Source organism: Alicyclobacillus sp. SO9, assembly GCF_016406125.1.
Lineage (GTDB): Bacteria > Bacillota > Bacilli > Alicyclobacillales > Alicyclobacillaceae > SO9.
In genome coordinates this window covers 1043974-1062380 of sequence record NZ_CP066339.1, presented here as the reverse complement: position 1 = coordinate 1062380, position 18407 = coordinate 1043974, and the positions used below count along the sequence as shown (strand labels likewise).

The 18407-nt window shown below is 48.6% G+C and carries 18 protein-coding genes; 9 read left to right on the top strand and 9 right to left on the bottom strand.

Going from position 1 to position 18407, the window contains the following annotated elements; translation table 11 throughout:
- Nucleotides 1-8 precede the first annotated feature (8 nt).
- From GI364_RS04745 to GI364_RS04730, 4 genes are all read left to right on the top strand, one after another.
- The gene (locus tag GI364_RS04745) at nt 9-599 is read left to right on the top strand and encodes a class I SAM-dependent methyltransferase (RefSeq protein WP_198852547.1); all 591 of its coding nucleotides are present in this window, start codon (nt 9-11) and stop codon (nt 597-599) included.
- Between the two features lie 99 nt (nt 600-698).
- A complete protein-coding gene (locus tag GI364_RS04740; protein ID WP_255524591.1) occupies nt 699-1691 on the top strand; it encodes an asparaginase in 993 nt (330 codons plus the stop codon).
- 266 nt (nt 1692-1957) lie between these two features.
- Nucleotides 1958-3628: a dihydroxy-acid dehydratase gene (gene ilvD, locus GI364_RS04735; protein WP_198853851.1), complete on the top strand. Its 1671-nt coding sequence runs from the start codon at nt 1958-1960 to the stop codon at nt 3626-3628.
- 214 nt (nt 3629-3842) lie between these two features.
- Nucleotides 3843-4580 (top strand): glycoside hydrolase domain-containing protein, encoded by a 738-nt coding sequence (locus GI364_RS04730; protein ID WP_198852546.1) that lies wholly within the window; start codon nt 3843-3845, stop codon nt 4578-4580.
- Nucleotides 4581-4639: 59 nt separating this feature from the next.
- Here the strand turns inward: GI364_RS04730 and GI364_RS04725 are convergent, their stop codons facing one another.
- A complete protein-coding gene (locus GI364_RS04725) occupies nt 4640-5347 on the bottom strand; it encodes an ArsR/SmtB family transcription factor (RefSeq protein WP_198852545.1) in 708 nt (235 codons plus the stop codon).
- A gap of 263 nt (nt 5348-5610) precedes the next feature.
- Here GI364_RS04725 and GI364_RS04720 point away from each other — a divergent pair, with 263 nt between their 5' ends.
- Both GI364_RS04720 and GI364_RS04715 read left to right on the top strand, forming a co-directional pair.
- Nucleotides 5611-6480, top strand: a complete 870-nt coding sequence (locus GI364_RS04720; protein WP_233096013.1) for a proline iminopeptidase-family hydrolase — start codon at nt 5611-5613, stop codon at nt 6478-6480.
- A gap of 115 nt (nt 6481-6595) precedes the next feature.
- Nucleotides 6596-7171 carry a bifunctional transcriptional activator/DNA repair enzyme AdaA gene (locus tag GI364_RS04715; protein ID WP_198852543.1) on the top strand — a complete coding sequence of 192 codons (576 nt, stop codon included), beginning with the start codon at nt 6596-6598 and terminating at the stop codon, nt 7169-7171.
- Here GI364_RS04715 and GI364_RS04710 read toward each other — a convergent pair.
- The 7 genes from GI364_RS04710 to GI364_RS04675 all read right to left on the bottom strand — a co-directional run bounded on the left by GI364_RS04710 (nt 7168) and on the right by GI364_RS04675 (nt 14887).
- Nucleotides 7168-7377 carry a hypothetical protein gene (locus GI364_RS04710; protein WP_198852542.1) on the bottom strand — a complete coding sequence of 70 codons (210 nt, stop codon included), beginning with the start codon at nt 7375-7377 and terminating at the stop codon, nt 7168-7170. The genes GI364_RS04715 and GI364_RS04710 overlap by 4 nt on opposite strands.
- 167 nt (nt 7378-7544) lie before the next feature.
- Nucleotides 7545-8981: an MFS transporter gene (locus GI364_RS04705; protein WP_233096012.1), complete on the bottom strand. Its 1437-nt coding sequence runs from the start codon at nt 8979-8981 to the stop codon at nt 7545-7547.
- Nucleotides 8982-9264: 283 nt separating this feature from the next.
- The gene (gene hpaI / locus GI364_RS04695) at nt 9265-10149 is read right to left on the bottom strand and encodes a 2,4-dihydroxyhept-2-ene-1,7-dioic acid aldolase (RefSeq protein WP_198852541.1); all 885 of its coding nucleotides are present in this window, start codon (nt 10147-10149) and stop codon (nt 9265-9267) included.
- A 75-nt stretch (nt 10150-10224) separates the two neighbouring features.
- Nucleotides 10225-11223 carry a 3,4-dihydroxyphenylacetate 2,3-dioxygenase gene (hpaD, locus tag GI364_RS04690; protein ID WP_198852540.1) on the bottom strand — a complete coding sequence of 333 codons (999 nt, stop codon included), beginning with the start codon at nt 11221-11223 and terminating at the stop codon, nt 10225-10227.
- Between the two features lie 11 nt (nt 11224-11234).
- Entirely contained in the window at nt 11235-12713 is a 1479-nt protein-coding gene (gene hpaB, locus GI364_RS04685; protein WP_198852539.1) for a 4-hydroxyphenylacetate 3-monooxygenase, oxygenase component, read from the bottom strand.
- 90 nt (nt 12714-12803) lie between these two features.
- The gene (gene hpaE / locus GI364_RS04680) at nt 12804-14294 is read right to left on the bottom strand and encodes a 5-carboxymethyl-2-hydroxymuconate semialdehyde dehydrogenase (protein WP_233096011.1); all 1491 of its coding nucleotides are present in this window, start codon (nt 14292-14294) and stop codon (nt 12804-12806) included.
- Between the two features lie 98 nt (nt 14295-14392).
- The gene (locus tag GI364_RS04675) at nt 14393-14887 is read right to left on the bottom strand and encodes a flavin reductase family protein (protein WP_198852538.1); all 495 of its coding nucleotides are present in this window, start codon (nt 14885-14887) and stop codon (nt 14393-14395) included.
- Between the two features lie 333 nt (nt 14888-15220).
- On the opposite strand from GI364_RS04675, the gene GI364_RS04670 reads away from it, so the two are divergent.
- Nucleotides 15221-15994, top strand: coding sequence for an IclR family transcriptional regulator (locus GI364_RS04670; RefSeq protein ID WP_198852537.1), 774 nt, complete (start codon nt 15221-15223; stop codon nt 15992-15994).
- Between the two features lie 5 nt (nt 15995-15999).
- Here the strand turns inward: GI364_RS04670 and GI364_RS04665 are convergent, their stop codons facing one another.
- Nucleotides 16000-16662, bottom strand: coding sequence for a GntR family transcriptional regulator (locus GI364_RS04665; RefSeq protein WP_198852536.1), 663 nt, complete (start codon nt 16660-16662; stop codon nt 16000-16002).
- Between the two features lie 201 nt (nt 16663-16863).
- On the opposite strand from GI364_RS04665, the gene GI364_RS04660 reads away from it, so the two are divergent.
- The gene (locus GI364_RS04660; RefSeq protein ID WP_198852535.1) at nt 16864-17655 is read left to right on the top strand and encodes a fumarylacetoacetate hydrolase family protein; all 792 of its coding nucleotides are present in this window, start codon (nt 16864-16866) and stop codon (nt 17653-17655) included.
- Nucleotides 17652-18404 (top strand): fumarylacetoacetate hydrolase family protein, encoded by a 753-nt coding sequence (locus GI364_RS04655; protein WP_233096010.1) that lies wholly within the window; start codon nt 17652-17654, stop codon nt 18402-18404. Before GI364_RS04660 ends, GI364_RS04655 begins: the two co-directional genes overlap by 4 nt.
- Nucleotides 18405-18407 lie beyond the last annotated feature (3 nt).

The window sequence follows — 18407 nt, the reverse complement described above, 5'->3', positions numbered from 1 at the left end:
GGATTCTTATGTCTCGAGGTACACATCGGTTCCCGCCAGAAAAGATGCATGTCTTAGATTCCCCAGAACGACGCAAGATGATGCCGGCAGAGCCTCTGCTCTCCGCTCTCCCCGTAACCAAGCAGGATGTCATTGTCGACTTAGGCGCCGGAACAGGTTACTTTTCGATTCCAGCGGCAAAGCTAACCCGTGAAACAGTGTACGCTGTGGATGTTGAGCCGAAAATGCTGGAAGCTCTCAAAGAGAATGTACAGACGCAAAACGTAAGCAACGTTGTTCCGATGACGGGCGCAATCGAGAATATTCCGCTCGAAGATGATACGGCAGACCTCATCATTGCTTCCCTGGTCCTTCACTCGGTCAATCCCATTTCTGACGGCCTTCAAGAGATACGACGCGTCTTAAAAGACGGCGGAAAACTTCTCTGCCTGGATTGGGAACCCAAGGAGAGTCCGATGGGGCCTCCGCTTGAAGTACGGGTTTCTTCATCCAATATGGAAGAAGCCCTGCAGAAAGCCGGTTTTGGAATTACAAAACGCCTGTTCCCGGAAGAATTCCTGTATGTACTCGTAGCAGCAAAAGAATCTTTCCAACTCTAATGACAGGAGTCAAAAGTTTACGCTATATTTAGACTTGAAGGTGTGCAATTGAAGTGTAGCTGCGTATATGACATCAAGCAGACATACGGAGGACTGACAGTGGTGACTGAGGAGAAAGTTGTAATCATTAACACCGGTGGAACAATTGCCATGGAATTGGATGAAACAACAGACTCTGTTCGAACAGGAAGTGTTCAACCGCTGCATTCAGTTGGTCCTATGCTGCAACGCTTCACTCAATATGAAATGATAGACTTGTTCAATGTGCCAAGCCCGCATATGACTCCGAATATGATGCATGAATTATCCGCTGCGGTCCATCGTGAATTGAGCAGGCATGAGGTCTCAGGCGTCGTAGTCACGCATGGGACAGATACGATTGAAGAAACGGCATTTTATCTGAACTTGACCGTACCTAGCGACAAACCGGTGGTGTTTACTGGAGCGATGCGTTCGAGCAACGAACTCGGTGCAGACGGCCCTGTCAACCTGATTCAGGCCGTCCGAGTTGCTGCTCATCCTTTTTCCCGGGGAAGAGGTTCAATGGTCGTTTTCAATGACGAGATCCACACTGCAAGAGACGTCACAAAAACCCACACAAGTAATGTAGCCACATTTCAGTCTCCGGCTTACGGGCCAATCGGATTTATCAGCAAAAAGGAAGTATCCTTCCATCAACCCCCCAACCGCGGCAACACCTATTCTTTAGACGGCAAACTGCTTGAGAGCAGTGGACATCCTGAAGTCCCAGTAGTAAAGGCAGTAACGGGCATGAACCCAAAATGGCTCCAATATCTTTTGGACAGTCCGATTGACGGCGTCGTACTGGAAGCATTTGGTGCCGGAAACGTTCCCCCGACTATCGTCCCTGTCGTACGCACCTTAATTGAGAAGAATGTCCCTGTCGTGATGGTGTCCCGTTGTTTCAACGGATACGTACAGGATGTTTATGGATACGAAGGAGGAGGTCGGCAACTTCGGAATCTTGGCGTGATTCTATGCCCTGATTTGAATGCACAAAAAGCCAGAATCAAGTTACTGATACTCCTTGCCGCACGACTTTCAATCACCCAAATCGCTGCGGAATTTTAGCGCCGTAGAACGACCCACATCACTTCAACCACCAGACGACTGATTTCAATGAAAATAGCAAATTATCCGATATTATTCTTCCCATTAACACTATGCTGTGATAAAGTAAAAGGAATTTCCAGCAGAATCTAAACCATGGTGAATCTAAAATTTTCGCCTTTAAGCTCTTGCCAAAACTCGGTAAGATGTCTTCTCTTTGTAAAAGGTTGTTCTGCAGAATGGTCAAATCCTAACTCGAAATATGGGTGGTGCTGCAAGTGAAAGCAATGAGAAGTGACAACATCAAGAAGGGAGCCGACAGAGCTCCACACCGAAGTCTCTTATATGCTACGGGCAAAGTGAAACCAATGGATTTAACGAAGCCTTTCATTGGCATCTGCAACTCTTACGTCGACATCATTCCTGGCCACGTTCATCTTCAGGAAATGGGTAAAATAGTTAAGCAGGCTATCATTGAAGCTGGCGGTATTCCGTTTGAGTTCAACACGATTGGTGTAGATGACGGAATCGCTATGGGGCACATTGGAATGCGCTACTCTTTACCAAGTCGCGAGTTAATAGCAGATTCTGCGGAGACGATGATTAACGCTCATTGGTTTGACGGTGTCTTTTTCATGCCTAATTGCGACAAAATTACACCAGGTATGCTCATGGCGGCTGCACGCACCAATGTTCCTGCCGTCTTCGTCTCTGGCGGGCCCATGGAGGCAGGCAAGTCCAGCTCAGGTCAAAACTTGTCATTAGTATCCGTATTCGAAGGTGTGGGCGGCTATAATTCAGGACAAATCACGGCTGACAAACTGAAAGAGCTAGAAGAACAGGCTTGTCCGACATGCGGCTCTTGCTCCGGCATGTTCACGGCAAATTCAATGAATACCATTATGGAAATGCTAGGTATTACAGTACCCGGCAACGGTACCATTGTAGCGACCTCCAAGGAGCGGGAAAACCTCATCTATGATGCGGCCCGCCATCTGATGAACTTGGTTGACAAGGATATTCGCCCCCGAGACATCATAACCCAGGAAGCCATTGATGACGCGTTTGCACTGGATATGGCAATGGGCGGTTCAACAAATACGGTGTTGCATTTGCTTGCAATTGCCCATGAAGCGGGGATTGATTACGATTTAACTCGTATCAATGAAATTGCCGAAAGAGTGCCTTACTTAGCAAAAATCAGTCCTGCCTCTGACTACTCCATGCACGACGTTCACGAATCCGGCGGTATTAGCGCCATCATCAGAGAACTTGTAGAAGTTGAGGGTGCAATTCACCCAAATCGAATTACGATTACAGGTAAAACCATTGGCCAAAATGTGCAGGATGCTGAAATTACCAACGCCGAAGTCATTCGAAGGCGAACGAGTCCGTACAGTCCTGTTGGCGGATTATCAATTCTCTACGGCAATCTTGCTCCAGATGGCGGGGTCATTAAAGTTGGCGGTGTCGACCCTTCTATCACACGGTTTGAAGGAGAAGCCATTATCTACGAATCACAAGATGCCGCACAGCAGGGCATCGACAGTGGTGAGGTACGAGAAGGCCATGTAGTGGTCATCCGGTACGAGGGGCCGAAAGGCGGTCCTGGAATGCCAGAGATGCTTGCGCCCACTTCGTCAATCGTGGGCCGCGGCCTGGGAACAAAGGTGGCGCTCATCACAGACGGTCGTTTTTCCGGCGCCACCAGAGGCATTGCTGTAGGCCACATTTCACCTGAAGCTGGGGAAGGCGGCCCCATCGCATTATTGAACAATGGAGATAAGATTATTATCGACCTTCCAAACCGGCGGATTAACGTAGACCTTTCCAACGACGAACTCCACCAGCGGCGTGCAGCCTGGGTCCAACCTGAACAAAAGGTGCAATCAGGATACTTGGCAAGGTACGCCAAGTTGGTTACATCCGCTAATACCGGCGGTGTCTTAAAAATCTAGCACTTCTCTGCGTAGTTTCTAGCAGTTCAACGACATTGATTCGTCGCTGCGATTTAGTTTCAGTCTTCTGAGACGAACACATACAGGCACCTCAATGACTAAGGAAAGAGTCCGCTCCTGCATAAGAATGGGGCGGACTCTTATTGTGTCACGAAGTGAAAGATATCTTTAGCTTCATCGTCTGTATGAATAAGAGGTTATCTGGAGGTGTGCAATGAAAAGAACATTACCTTTAGTGGCTTTTACGGCTGTTACAACGAGTCTGGTTGTTGGATGTGGAACATCTCATCAACCCTTAGCGGGACTGATTGCATCAGCGCAAGCCAGTGAAGCTGGACTTGACGCCGATGCCCCGTTGACGGCGCCTGACATTCACTATATGCTCGCTCACGGTTACAAGTTCTGTTTGCGCTATGTGTCTTGGCAATCTGTTGAAAAAAGAGGCGACCTTACTCATGACGAAGCGGCCAGGATACTAAAAGCTGGACTTGCTCTGATGCCTGTACAACATGCACTGGCTTCGTCGTCTACAGGGCAGTTTCATCCTACGGGCGCATTAGGGACAAAATTGGGGAGAAATGCCGTAAAACACGTCAAAAACATCGGATTCCCTAAGCGGGTTACAATCTGGCTTGATTTGGAAGGTGTGGCTGCTTCGGTACCAGTCAACAGTATCGTCAACTTCTGCAATCACTGGTACGACGCAGTGTCTGCAGGCGGCTTTACGCCTGGACTCTATGTTGGCTACGATTCAGGCTTGAATAAGTCACAGTTGAGCCAACTAAAGTTCCACTATTTTTGGAAGTCTGGCAGTTCAGTAGCTGCGCCGTTCAAGACAAGCTATCAGCTAATGCAAAACACTGTTGGTTCGATACCGGGAGGACCTCAATTTGACGAAGACCACACCACACTGAATGCAAAGCTGCTTTGGCTTGAACGATACAAAGACTAATTGGGATAAACGTCACACACACATTGGAGACGTCACTCAGTCAGCCTTCACACCCCAAACTAACCGTTTGACCGCTTCTGCGTTAAGTGAATTTCCAACTCCGATTCCAAGCCCGCATACCCTTCATCGGTCACTCGGAGGGCTCGCCCGGCGGGAACTCGAGCGATCCACCCCAGCTCAAACATTCGATTCGCAATCGCGGCACCCAAAGCTCCAGCCATGTGGTGCCGACGCTCACTCCAGTCCAGACACCGGCGAGCGAAATGCCTGCGTGTCTTCTTCACTTCCTTCAAGTCGATACCAAAGGCCTCAATCCTATCTGCCCCCCGTGCCGTTACTTGAAAATCTTTTCCAACCTCAACCACCAGTCCCAGCTCCAGCATCTTGTCCGTTAAGGCTACTCCCAGTTCACCAGCAACGTGATCGTAGCACGTTCTAGCAAAGTGAAGTGCCTTCGCCTCATACGACTCTCGCAGCGATTGAATCGGCTTTTCAGGAGCAATGGCATTTAGCGTCTCCAAGGCTTCGGCTGCTTCGGCATTCGCCAACCGGTAGTAACGATGGCGGCCATAGGATTCTTGCACCAGAAGCCCGCCGTTGACCAACTTGGACAAGTGGGAACTGGCTGTTTGCGGCTTGATTCTGGCGGCTCGAGCTAGTTCGCTGGCCGGCAGGGCTTTGCCGCCAAGCAGATTCATCAGCATCGCGGCACGTGAAGGATCCCCAATCAAAGAAGCCACTGCGACAATGTTTGGGCTTGCTTTCAAGGTAAATCACCTCTTGTTAAGGTCGAGTTGAACAAGTTGATGCTGCGTTGTTCGTTAAGTTCAGTGTACTACAGGAACACTTCGACAGTAGTCGAATTATTATCACCTTACTATAGTGAATGCAACTTACTATAGTGAATGCAACATCCAACATCCTGTCGTGGTCAAACAATTGACAACGCGCACAATGACTGCGATAGGATACACTCAACGTGCCGATAAATTAGTGCTAAACTGGAAACAAAATGGACAGGGGTGATAGCTTGAGCAGCGAAGGATTTGTCAATGTAGAAGGCGGCCGCATCTGGTACCAGATGGTTGGAGAAAACAGCGATGGGATTCCACTCATTACCCTCCATGGGGGACCAGGTAGTTCGCATCTAGGTATGGAACCACTTGCAGAGGCTCTCGCATCTAAACACCCTGTAATTATGTATGACCAATTGGGATGTGGAAACTCAGATCGTCCTGATGATAGGTCGCTTTGGACCATCGACAGGTTCGTTCGTGAACTAGCTGCCTTGCGGCTTTCATTAGGACTTAAGAAAGTCCACATTCTGGGCCACTCATGGGGAACAACACTGCTTGCGGACTACCTTCTGACGAAACCGGAAGGTGTTATCAGCGCAATCTTCTCTAGTCCTTGTCTCAGTGTTCACCGTTGGATCGAAGACGCGAATCGGTATCGAAAAGAACTGCCGGAAGATGTACAGACGGTTTTGAGTGAATGTGAAGCAAACGGAACCACGGACTCTGAAGCGTACCGTAATGCGGAAAAAGTCTACATGCGGAAGCACGTCTGCCGAATTGAACGTTCTGAAGATGAAAAAGCGCGCCGCAAAGCAGCATTTGGCGAAGCTGTGTACAACTACATGTGGGGACCTTCGGAGTTCCATGCGACCGGAATCCTGCGCGACTATGACCAGACGAAAAGGCTGCATGAGATTACGGTACCGTCTTTGTTCACCTGCGGTTTTTACGATGAAGCGTCACCCTCCTCAACAGAGTATTATCACAGCCTCGTCAATGGTTCCGAGTTTCATGTATATCGTCACAGTTCACACTCTGCAATTGACGAGGAGCCGGAAGAATACTTCTCCACAGTGGAGGCTTTCCTGCATAAGCACGAGTAGCTTGATTCGCCGGCTCGTCTTCCGGTTTGCAGGCTTTCCTTATCTTGCTGTCATATTCCAAGCTATTACTTTTTCAGGACTTCCCGGGTATAGTAGCAATAGGAGGTGCGAAGGCATGAACCAGGCGCAGTGGGAGGCCATTATCAACTGTGATGCAGCATTCGACGGAGAGTTTTTTTACGGTGTAAAGACAACCCGTATTTTTTGTCGCCCATCGTGCCGGTCTCGTGCACCCATACCAGAGAATGTCTCCCTTTTCTCAACGGTTGGCGCAGCACTGGACGATGGGTTCCGGCCCTGTAAACGATGCAAACCTGATGAGCATTACCTGAATCCAGACGCAGCACTGGTTGAAGCGACCAAGACCGTCATCACTCGTCGCTTGGAGGAACGGCTGACATTGGAGGTGGTGGCGGCTGAGTTGGCCATCAGTCCATACCATCTGCACCGTGTGTTCCGACGTTCAACGGGAATCACACCAGCGGATTACCTGCTCCGCAAGCGGATTGAAACAGCAAAGGAAGCACTGCGGACAGAACCCAAACGTTCAATAACAGACATTGCCTTGGCGGTGGGTTTTCGCACTGCATCCCATTTCTCTACTGTTTTCCATAGAGAAACCGGTCAAAAACCTTCCGACTTCCGACAATATGCAATCAGTACAGTAGAACAACCTAACTTGAGAACCTAAGACAAGGCATCGAAAATCGCGTCAACAACTCGTTTGATTTTGGTTGCTTTTTTATTAGGACGACGTAACTCTTCAATCTTGATTGAATACACAGGTCCTGGATATTTGCTCTTCATCTCTTCCTTCTTGGCTTGCACTTCTTCCTCGCTGTCGAGCAAAAAGCCTTCGACGTTGTGCTTCCCTTCCCATACTTGCAGACGCCACATTGAACTGACCTCCTTTTAGCGAACACACGTTTCATACCATTATTGCATACTTCATGAATTGGAATGATATTGCAGGAACCGAACCAATTACTAAATCGCCGTTATATTGATAAGGCCAAAAAGACCCCATGCCGCAGGATTGCGCCATGAGGTCGAGAAACTTGCAATCAGGGGGAAAGTTCCTCCAGTTTCTTGCCCTTTGTTCTTAGACCGAACATGGCAATCATCGCTCCGATTACGAGAAATGCATCGATTAATAAAAAGGCTGACATAACGCCCAAGGCTGGGATGAGCGGGGCAATCACGAGTACACCAATGCCTCCGCCAACATGACCGAGACCGTCCGCCAATGCAAAACCCGTGCTCCTTGCTCGCGTTGGATAATGCTCTGTAGACCAAGTGTAGGCAATAGGGACCCATAAGTTGAATCCGAAGAAGATGACAACCGCACCAACCATCGCAACGGATAGGTCCGTCTTAGCCAATGCAACAATTAAAGTACCGATAATCGTGAGGACAGCGGAAATGGGTAACCAAGTCTTTCGTTCCAGTTTCTCACCAAAAACAGTAGCCGCCAAAGCACACAGTACGAATCCAATGGTACCAACAGCTGCAATGAGGCCCGCTTCAGGCGGGGCATACTTCAGCGAAGACAAGATAGTCGTGAAACCTGACGCAAACGAGTACACGGTGATATAACTGAACAGCCACATAAGCACCAGCATAACGGTTCTTTTTACATAGACTTTGTTTTTGAAAATCTCAGCGTATGGCATGGTAGTCTCTGCTTCCGCTTCGGCTCTTCCATGAGTAACTGGCGGCAGTTCTCCGTGTCTCGATGCAATCGCTTCCATGTCTGATACGACTCGATGTGCATCAGCAAGACGATTGCGCGAAATGAGCCACCGCGGTGACTCCGGCAACTGCGCGCGCATCAGTAACCCAACCAATGCCAAGGCACCGCCAATGTAGTACATGATTCTCCAACCATTGGCGAAGTGGACCGAAGCCAATGCGAATGGGAGGCCCATTGGAAACGGCGTCTTTGGTGTTGTCAAAAGCAATCCCAGCCAAATCCCCGCCAGGGCGCCGAGAGCCGACATGACAAAAATGAGAGAGGTATAGCGAGCCCTGTGCTCTCTGGGTGCAACTTCATTAATGTACGTGTTGACAATAGCGAGATCGGCACCAATACCGAGGCCTGTCACAAACCTTGCAAAGACAAACCAACCGTATGAACTGACAAAGCCTGTTACAAGTGAGCCCAACCCAGTAACGAGCAGAGTAATCAACAACATATGCCTGCGACCAATTCGGTCTGACAGCGGACTCAAAATCAAGGTTCCCAGCACGTATCCCACCAAGTTCATGACCACCGGCATACCGAGATAGTTATTTGCATTTTCCGGCTTACATCCAGGCACTATGGAAGTACACGTTTGAATAAAAGATACGTTAATGTCAAAGATGTCAAAGAACGTAAAAAGAAATCCGACACCTATGATTCCGACAAACAACCATGGAAGACTCCATACGGACAGTCGGTCCAGCCTTGCTAAGATGCCAGATGGAGTCTGTGAATCGCCCTGCAACTTCTCTGCCACAATTTTACCTCCCCTTGCTTAGAATGTACTCCGTTTTAGGCTGCTTACACCCTTTTAATTTATATAAAATCGTATATGATTTTATATAAAAGTCAATATTCAGATTTTTTATATTGAGGTATCAGCCAATCAGGGCTTGGTGTCCGGAATGGACACCCTCAAAAGCCCCGATTGTAAACTGCGTTCTGCACAGGTCTTGGCAAATTACGCCTGCACGTCAGACTGTCTAATCTCCATTTCACACAAATCGCACTCGAATCATACTCAAAATCGCAAACAAAGCTCAAACAAGTTGATACTTCGTCAGAACGTCACGCAATTTGCCCTGCATGTCTTCAGAAGGAAGGGCTAAGGGGCTCCGAATCACCGGTTTAATCTTCCCAGTCATCCCCATCGAAGCTTTCAGCGGTCCTGGATTCGTTTCCCAGAATAGCGCTTCGTTCAGCTCCAGCAAATAATAATGAAGGTCGATGGCTTCCTTCCACTTTCCCTGCTCTACAAAGTTATAGATGTCCGCAACTTCTCGTGGCAGGAGATTGGCAGTCGCACTGACATGCCCGGCGCCGCCAAGCGCAAGCATCGGATAGCAGAGAAGTTCAATGCCGCTGTATACGTTAAAATCTCTGCCGCACTCATGCAGCACCTTACTGACTTGTTCGAAGTTCTTGTTGGATTCCTTTACACCAATAATATTGGAACAGGATTTGCGCAGTCGAGCCATTGTAGAGGGCTCCATATTTACGCCTGTTCTGCCTGGAATGTTGTAGATAATAACAGGAATCTCTACTGAATCGGCTACTTCCCGAAAATGCTGGTACAGTCCCTCTTGAGACGGCTTGTTGTAATACGGAACAATAACCAGCGCTGCGTCCACACCGACTTTCTCCGCATGCTTCGTCAATGCCATGGTCTCATCGTGGTTTGTACTTCCAGTCCCCAGCACAGTCGGCACCCTGCCACCTACTTGACTCACTGTCAGTTCGAGCATGTATTTGCGTTCATCAAAGCTGAGAGAACTGGGTTCGCCTGTGGTGCCGCAGCAGGAAATCCCATGGCTGCCACTTTCAATTTGCCACTCAATCAAGTCTTTATAGGCTGCCTCGTCAATCTCGCCATTTTCCTGAAAGGGTGTCACCAATGGGACAATTGAACCGCGAAACTTATCCATGTTGTGCCTCCTAAATTGTGATTTCTGGTCTCTAATCCCCCGAAAATCGCATCATATTCTCTGTCGCATTTCTTGTTAGCGAATAAACTTCTCTGAACCAGCCACCGCATCTCCCGAAACAACGGGAATTGTACCGCCAGAGCTCAAATCTGCCACCGCAGAGGCCTCTTTCCACCAGCTTTCAGGTGTTTTATGCCCCCACAGTGTTTGCCGCCTGGGATCGTTTGCGCTCCAGCGGATTGGCGGCAAATCGGGATCGGAAGTCAGATAGTCGCTTGTATAGAGTTCGATTCTGTGACCATCGGGATCGCGTAAATACAGAAAGAACGCATTGGAAATGCCGTGGCGCCCTGGGCCCCGTTCGATGTGCTCATGCAACTCTGCGCCGCCGAGAATGTCGCAGGCCCGAATGATACTGTTCATGTCCTCCATCCAAAAACCGATATGATGCACGCGGGGACCATCCCCCCGCATCATTGCCAAATCGTGCACATTGGGCTTGCGATGTGTCCAGACCGCTGTCTTTTTCCGCGGTTCTTCATCCGTTTCAACATACTCTGACAAGCGAAATCCGAGTTGGTTCATCCAAAAATCGCAGGCCTTATCAAAGTCCGGATTAAAGACATTAAAGTGGTCCATTCTCCGCACTTGTGCACCCCGGTGCAAGTGGTACATTTGGTGAAATGGTGCCTCAATCTCCATATCGGCAAAGAATTCCACAGGAAATCCAAAAGGATCTTGTACAATCACTGCACTCCCCTGGCCGATTTCCTCTCCGGCTTCACGCATTCTCGGCTGACAGCCTGCTTCTTGATAGAATTGATAGAGATTCTCCACGTCCCGATTGCTTTCAACCCGAAAACTCAGGTGCCCTACGCTGGGTTCGTCTGCCTGCGTCAACACCAGACTGTGGTGAACCCGTTCTTCCACACCTCGCAAATACAGTTGTTTGGATGTTTCCTCAGTTACCAGAAAACCTAGGATATCTACGTAGAAATAACGTGATTTCTCCAAGTCCCGTACCAGCAGTTCAGCATGGGCCGCACGTATAATGTTGAACGCTTCGTATCCCATTTTTGTCCCCCCTATTTAGAAAGCAGTTCCTTTGCGGTTGACTGTTCCGGCCGATTCAAAAATTCCTGCACACGGTTCACAGCTTCTGATTTGTCGTAGGAGTTGTAATAAGCGCTGGCCATGCGGATTGGGTCGCCGAAGAAATAGCGTTCGTAGAGCACTTGCCGCGATCCGAATGCACTGAGCGATGCGTCCCAAGCCAGCCTGAACAGCTTCAATCTCGCTTCTGCCGGCGCATTGCGGGCAACCAGGTACTTTTCAATGTCGGGTTGAATAGGACTGTTCAAATCGTTCTCACCCGGAATGGCCATCAGTCCGCTTGCACCAAGCAGTTGGATAATTTCGACCAAGCGCGGATAGGTTTTGGGGAAAATGTTTCTTGCTGCATTCAGAGGTGCCCACGCCGGAGTCATCACACCCCATTGATTGGGTTCGGCATCGGCTTCAGACGCTCTTACAAACGCTTTCATTGTCTCGGCAGCTAAAATGATTTCCGAGACTTTTTCCTGGACGTGCTGGAATTGGCCAATCCCGATGGCGTCTACAATACTCTCAGTAATACCTAAGACAAACTCGGCTTTCGCAATGTTTTTCTGCAATACTTGATAGGTCATCTGCGCCGTGGCCCCAGTCGTCATATGCAGGCCGTTGCACAGTTTGGCGTCTTCAAGCAGAAACACGCGATTCCATGGAACCAGCACATCGTCGAAGATGACGATGGCATCCATTTCCTCAAACCGTGAGGCCAGCGGATGGTCGTAATGGGATTTTCCGTAGTCAAAGGTTTCTCTGCAGATATAACGAAGACCAGGGGTTGAATTGGGAATGGCAAAAGCAAAAGAATAGGGATTGTCCTCTTCTGTGCCTTTCAAAAGGGTAGAGGGAAACACCATGATTTCATCGGTAATCGGTCCTTGTGTGGCCAACAGCCTGGCGCCCCGAATAACGACCCCTTGCTCGTTTTTCTCCACTACGTGTGCAGCCACGTACGGGTCTTTTTGTTGGCTGTTGCTCACGCCCCGATTGACTTGCGGATTAATGAGCGTGTGCGTCATGCTCAAGTCATTCTCGCGCATGTATTCATAATAAGCCTGAATATTTTCTCCAAAGCGAGGGTCATTTTGCTCAAAGTATCCTCCGGCCTGACTCATCGCCATCAGGGCACTGTTCAGATAATCCGGCGATCTCCCCATCATGCCCCCGGCATAATCGGCCCACCGCTTCATCATCTTGCGTCTTTTCACCAAGTCTTCTGTGGTTTTTGGGACAAGAAACGATGCGCCGTACCGAACTCCGTTCTCTACATACGTCATTTCGTCCTGATAGTCTGGGTCATTCTGCAAATCATACAATCCAGCCATGCTCTGAATCACATTTTTAAACGCCGGGTGTTCAGAAATGGGACCCTCTACTTTCTTTCCGTCAATCCATACATCAAGTTTTGTCTCGTCCAGTCTCTTCATGTAGTCAGCACCGGTTCGAATACCCAATCGAAACTCCTCCTTTTTCTTTTGACAGGGGTCTTTCTAGCACGGTTCCTTATGGCAAGTCTTTATGGCAAGTTCTTTCTGTCAGGCCTTTTACTTTCCGAATTGCGGAATGTGGTGTTCTCCCATCGCTAAATGGATTGTTTTCTGTTCTGTATAGAATTCGAAGCTGTAGTGCCCGCCTTCACGTCCAATTCCGCTCATCTTCGCTCCTCCGAACGGTGTTCGCAGGTCTCTGACATTCTGTGAATTGATCCATACCATCCCGGCTTCAATCTGCTGAGACACCCGATGAGCACGTGTTAAATCGGTTGTCCAAACATAGGACGCAAGGCCGTAGTTTACATCGTTGGCCAGTTTGACGGCTTCTTCCTCGGAATCGAATGGAATGGAGACGAGCACCGGTCCAAAGATTTCCTCCTGTGCAATCCGCATATCGTTTGTCACGTCCACAAACAAGGTCGGTGACAGGAAGTTCCCTTGACTCATGTCCCTTGGCCTGCTGCCGCCCGCCAACACCCGGGCTCCTTCTTTTTGTCCAATTTGGATGTAGTTTGTGACTCGGTCGTAGTGATCCTTATGGATGAGTGCACCCACCTCTGTGTCGGGATGAAAGGGATCGCCGATTTTGATTTTTTCCACGCGCTCCTGTAACCGGCGCTCAAATTCATCTTTGATGGAGCGTTCCACAAGTAACCGCGATCCCGCTGTACAGCGTTCACCATTCAGCGAATAGATACCGAATACGACAGCGTCCACCGCTCTGTCCAAGTCAGCATCCGCGAATACGACAACAGGTGACTTGCCGCCAAGTTCCATGGAGAAGCGCTTCAGTGTGTCAGCGCCGTTTCGCATAATCTCCTTTCCTGTGGTCGTCTCTCCGGTAAACGAAATCAGCTTGACATCTTCATGGGCTACTAATGCCGCTCCCGCAGTTTCTCCGTAACCTTGAACAACATTGAACACGCCTTTAGGAACCCCCGCGGCGTCAAGGATACTGGCAAGTTTTGCGGCCGTCAGAGGCGACCATTCTGCAGGCTTCAGAACAGCAGTGTTGCCAGTGGCCAAGCATGGAGCAATCTTCCAGGAAGCCAACATCAGTGGCGTATTCCAGGGTGTAATCAGCCCGGCAACTCCTACAGGCTTCATCGTTGTGTAGTTGAGGAAAGTATCATCTACGGGAAAGGACTCACCTGTCATGCGGCTAATCATTTCCGCAAAGAAGCGAAAATTTGCCGCCGCTCTGGCTGCTTGACCTTTGGTCTGAGAAATTGGGAGTCCCGTATCCAAGGTTTCCAAATAGGACAACTCTTCACTGTTGCTCTCAATTCCTGCAGCAATCGTTCTCATTAATTCCGCTCGGTCTTTTGTCTTCATTTCTGCCCAAGGACCTTCACGAAACGCTCTGTTTGCCGCTCGCACAGCCTTATCGATATCTTCACTGAAGCCTTCAGCCGCTGTTGTAATCACTTCGTTTGTCGTTGGATTCACCGTTTTGAAGGTTTTTCCCGAGATGCTGTCACAAAATTCTCCGTCGATATAGTGCTGTACTGGTTTTACTTCATACCTCAGTTCTGTTCCCACGTTTCAACCTCCATACGCTTATTTGCAATGAACAACCCAGAATCCGCTATACCTTATCACATATCTAATCATATATGATTTTAGGAATAAAAAAACAGCTAAACTTGTTCAGCCCGCGCTAAGGTTTGATACTTCCCTTTGTAGAACAGCAGCGGAGTCCCTTGTGAATCCATGTCGATGTCCATGACTCGGCCAAAGACCACAACGTGATCGCCGCCTTCAACAATTTCATGGACCTGACAGGCCACAGAACAGATACTCCCTTGCAAGCGCACAGTATTCGACCACGGTTGAAACTGAAAATCCGGAACCGTACCGTCCTTGCTGCCGCCCGCAAAATAGGTAGACAGCAGTTCCTGCTGCTCTGACAGAAAACTGACTGAGAAATAGCTGCCTTGATTAATCAGATGCTCCATTTTTGCACCGCGCTTGAGACAGATTAAGATAAGTGGCGGATCCAGTGACAACGACGAGAAAGCGTTTGCAGTCATGGCGTGCAGTTCTCCATCCGCTTCTGTTGCCATCACCGTAACCCCTGTGGCAAACATCCCCATTGCCTGACGAAACGTCTTTGTATCCAGTACAGTAGTCATCTTTCCCCTCCTTTGAATTTCGATATCGCTAATAGAAAGGTCTGCAAGTTAATTCGCAGCTAGTGAGAGCGGGTCAATCTGTTTTAAGTCGTGTCTGTCAAACCAGATTCGACTCACAGAGTGAGTTGTTTAATTCATTTTATGACGTCAGTTTAATATTTATTTAATTATATTGTCAACAGCGTATATTCAGATAATTGTCCTTCGCATACTGTTTCCATCGATTCATGGTTCAAGTTGACGAATTCATAGAGTGAATCTACAATCAACACAACCAGAATCATCCAACGGGCTGAGAACAGGCATGTCCAGAATGCGATAAGGAGTCTAGATATGCGGGAAATTCAAATGCAATCGATTCGAGCAATAGACAGGGCTGTGGACGTATTGGAGAGCTTCACATACCAGAACCCGCAGCAAACAATTAATGAAATAAGCAAGAACACTTCTATTGCAAAGGCCACTGTATACCGCATCCTATATACACTGGAACGCCGGGGGCTCGTGCGTTTTGACAAGGAAACCAATACATATCAGTTGGGTTTTAAGTTTCTCGGTTATGGGGATTTGGTCACGTCAACCTTGGACTTACGTCAAGAAGCGGTAGATTGGCTCAACGACCTTTATATTCAGACAGGCCACAGCGTTATCATGGCCGTACTGGAACACGATGCAATGGTCTACATTTACCGCAAAGAGACACCGGAAGGGTTAAAAGTGGCGTCATTCCAGGGACCGCGTCGGCCGCCTGTGTTTGGGGCGTTTGGTTATGTGATTATGGCTCATATGGAGACAGAAACATTGAATACTCTCTTGTCTGAACCGATTCCTCAGTTTACACCCAACACCGTTACAGATATCCGGACAGTAAAGCACCGACTAAAAAGGATTCACGAAGAGCAGGTATACGTAGAAACAGATGAAGCCATTCTTGGCGTCACCGGAATTGCCAGTCCCGTATTTAACAGCCGCAATGAATTCGTTGCAGCCGTGGGCATCGACGGGCCGTCTGTCTATCTACAAGGAGAAAATCTGCAAATGGCCAAGCAAGCGGTGTTGGCTACAGCCCAAAACATATCCCGAAAAATGGGGGCCTTAATTCTTTAGGGTATTTAACGCGTTGCACTCCAGCGTTTAAAGGCATCAAGGGTTGCCATCTTATGTTGGCGGGCAAACAACTCAATCTCTTCTTCCGAAGCCTGATTTTCCATCATGGTAATCAACCGGCTGTGCTCATCAATCGAATCTGTAGTTCGATGCGGTATGAGCATAAACACACTGGAGCGGATGGCATCGATTCTGTCCTGCAGAGTTGCCATCTGATGAAGAAGAAACTTGTGTTCTGCTGCCTGCGCGATGTTAAAGTGGAATTGCTTATTTAAGGAACTATAGTTGCTCAAATCAAATTGTTCACGCGCCGCTTTCATCTGACGGTTAATATCTTTCAATTCATCCAGGTCCGTTTGCTTCAGTTTTCTGCTGGCCAGCCGTGTCGCATAACCTTCAAGCACAGCAAGAACAGACAAAGTCTCGATATACACACCCTCATCAATGCGTGTCACGCGAACTCCGCTAAACTTCTCATATTCCACCAGATTTTCTGCCTCTAAACGACGCACAGCTTCCCGAACGGGAATTGCGCTAAATCCAAATTCTTTGGCCAACCTATCAATTACAAGGCGGAACCCCGCCCCATATTCGCCGCTCATAATACGAGACTTAATGATGTCGTATGCTTGCTCTTGCTTGTTTTGGGTTTGCGTCTGATTTTCCATATCAATTATCCTATATAATTCTACATCAAAACACAACGACCCGAACTGCATTGCCACACTGCGACCTCGTACGGCCTCATGCGGCCGGAGAACAGGCTCATAAGGCCTACTCCTTCACAAACATCCACACATCATATATGATATTCTATATAATATATTCGCATCGAGATGTCAGATACCTATGCTGAGGAGTGCTGTCAAATGGCACGTATAAGGTACAAACCGTTAGGCGAACAGAAATTCCTCGAAGGAAATGTGGATTTATCAAATCGGACGATTACGGCAGACAGCGGCACTGTCTCACTGCCCAATGGAGGCTTTGACATTCCTGCAACTGGAACCGTCTACGGCACACTGCTTAACTACAAGGGAGAACTAGAAGCGTTCGGAGAGGTTTTCACCAAGCCCCCCTACAACCAGCCGCCGCAAGCCCCCATTCTGTATATCAAGCCGCAAAATACGCTTATTGCAACCAATATACCTGTCCCTCTTCCACAAGCTGTGGACAAAATTCAGGTAGGGGCTGCTCTAGGGATTGTCATCGGCGAAACCGCAACTCGCGTGAAAAAGGAAGAAGCCTTTGCTTACATTGCCGGATATACCATTGCCAACGATATCAGTGTTCCGTACGACAGTGTCTTCCGTCCTGGCGTTAAGCATAGAAGCCGCGACGGTTTTTGTCCCATTGGCCCTTGGATTGTTTCACAGAACGACATCCCGAACCCGGATAACCTCGATATTCGCGTATTTGTAAACAGAACTTTAAGGCAGGCCAACAATACCCGAAATCTAGTCCGATCCATTGCACGGCTTTTGGCTGACGTAACTGAGTTTATGACTCTCTATCGCGGTGATACGCTTTTAGTCGGCACTCCGGAGCAGGCTCCTCTTGTATCCGCAAACGACGAAGTGCGAATCGAAATCGAAGGCATCGGATGGCTTCAAAACAAAGTTCAGCCAGAACACAAGCAAGTACTGGAGGGAGCACAGTGAAACGAGGGCGCATCGGATATCAAGGACAAATACGGTCAGTGATTAATACTGCAGAGGGCATACAACTTCCCGACGGAACGTTTGTGAACGAACATGAGGTAACGTGGCTGCCTCCTCTGGACCCAAAGACCTCATTTGCACTGGGTTTAAACTACGCCGATCACGCTTCTGAACTGGAGTTTAAAGCCCCCACAGAACCCCTGGTCTTTCTAAAAGGGCCAAACACTTTTGTTGGCCACAGAGGCATCACACCTCGTCCCGCAGACGCAGCGAATATGCATTATGAATGCGAACTGGTAGCTGTTATCGGGAGAGAGGCGAAGCATGTCAAACAGCAACACGCCTATGAATACATATCTGGATACACCGTGGCCAATGATTACGCCATCAGAGACTATCTCGAAAACTACTATCGTCCAAATCTGCGGGTCAAAAACCGTGACGCCTGTACGCCCATTGGACCGTGGATTGTAGATGCACCGGACATCGAAGACCCCATGAACCTCCAGTTGCGGACTTATGTCAATGGTGAGGTTACCCAGGAAGGAACAACTAAAGACATGATTTTCAGTGTTCCCTTCCTCATCGAATACTTGAGCAGCTTCATGACCCTGAGCCCTGGAGATATCATTCTGACCGGAACCCCTAAAGGTGCAGTGAACATACATGAAGGCGATGAGGTTGTGACAGAAATTGAAGGCATCGGAAAACTCCACAACACTATAGGGCGGCTTATGCCTGCTCCATAGGTC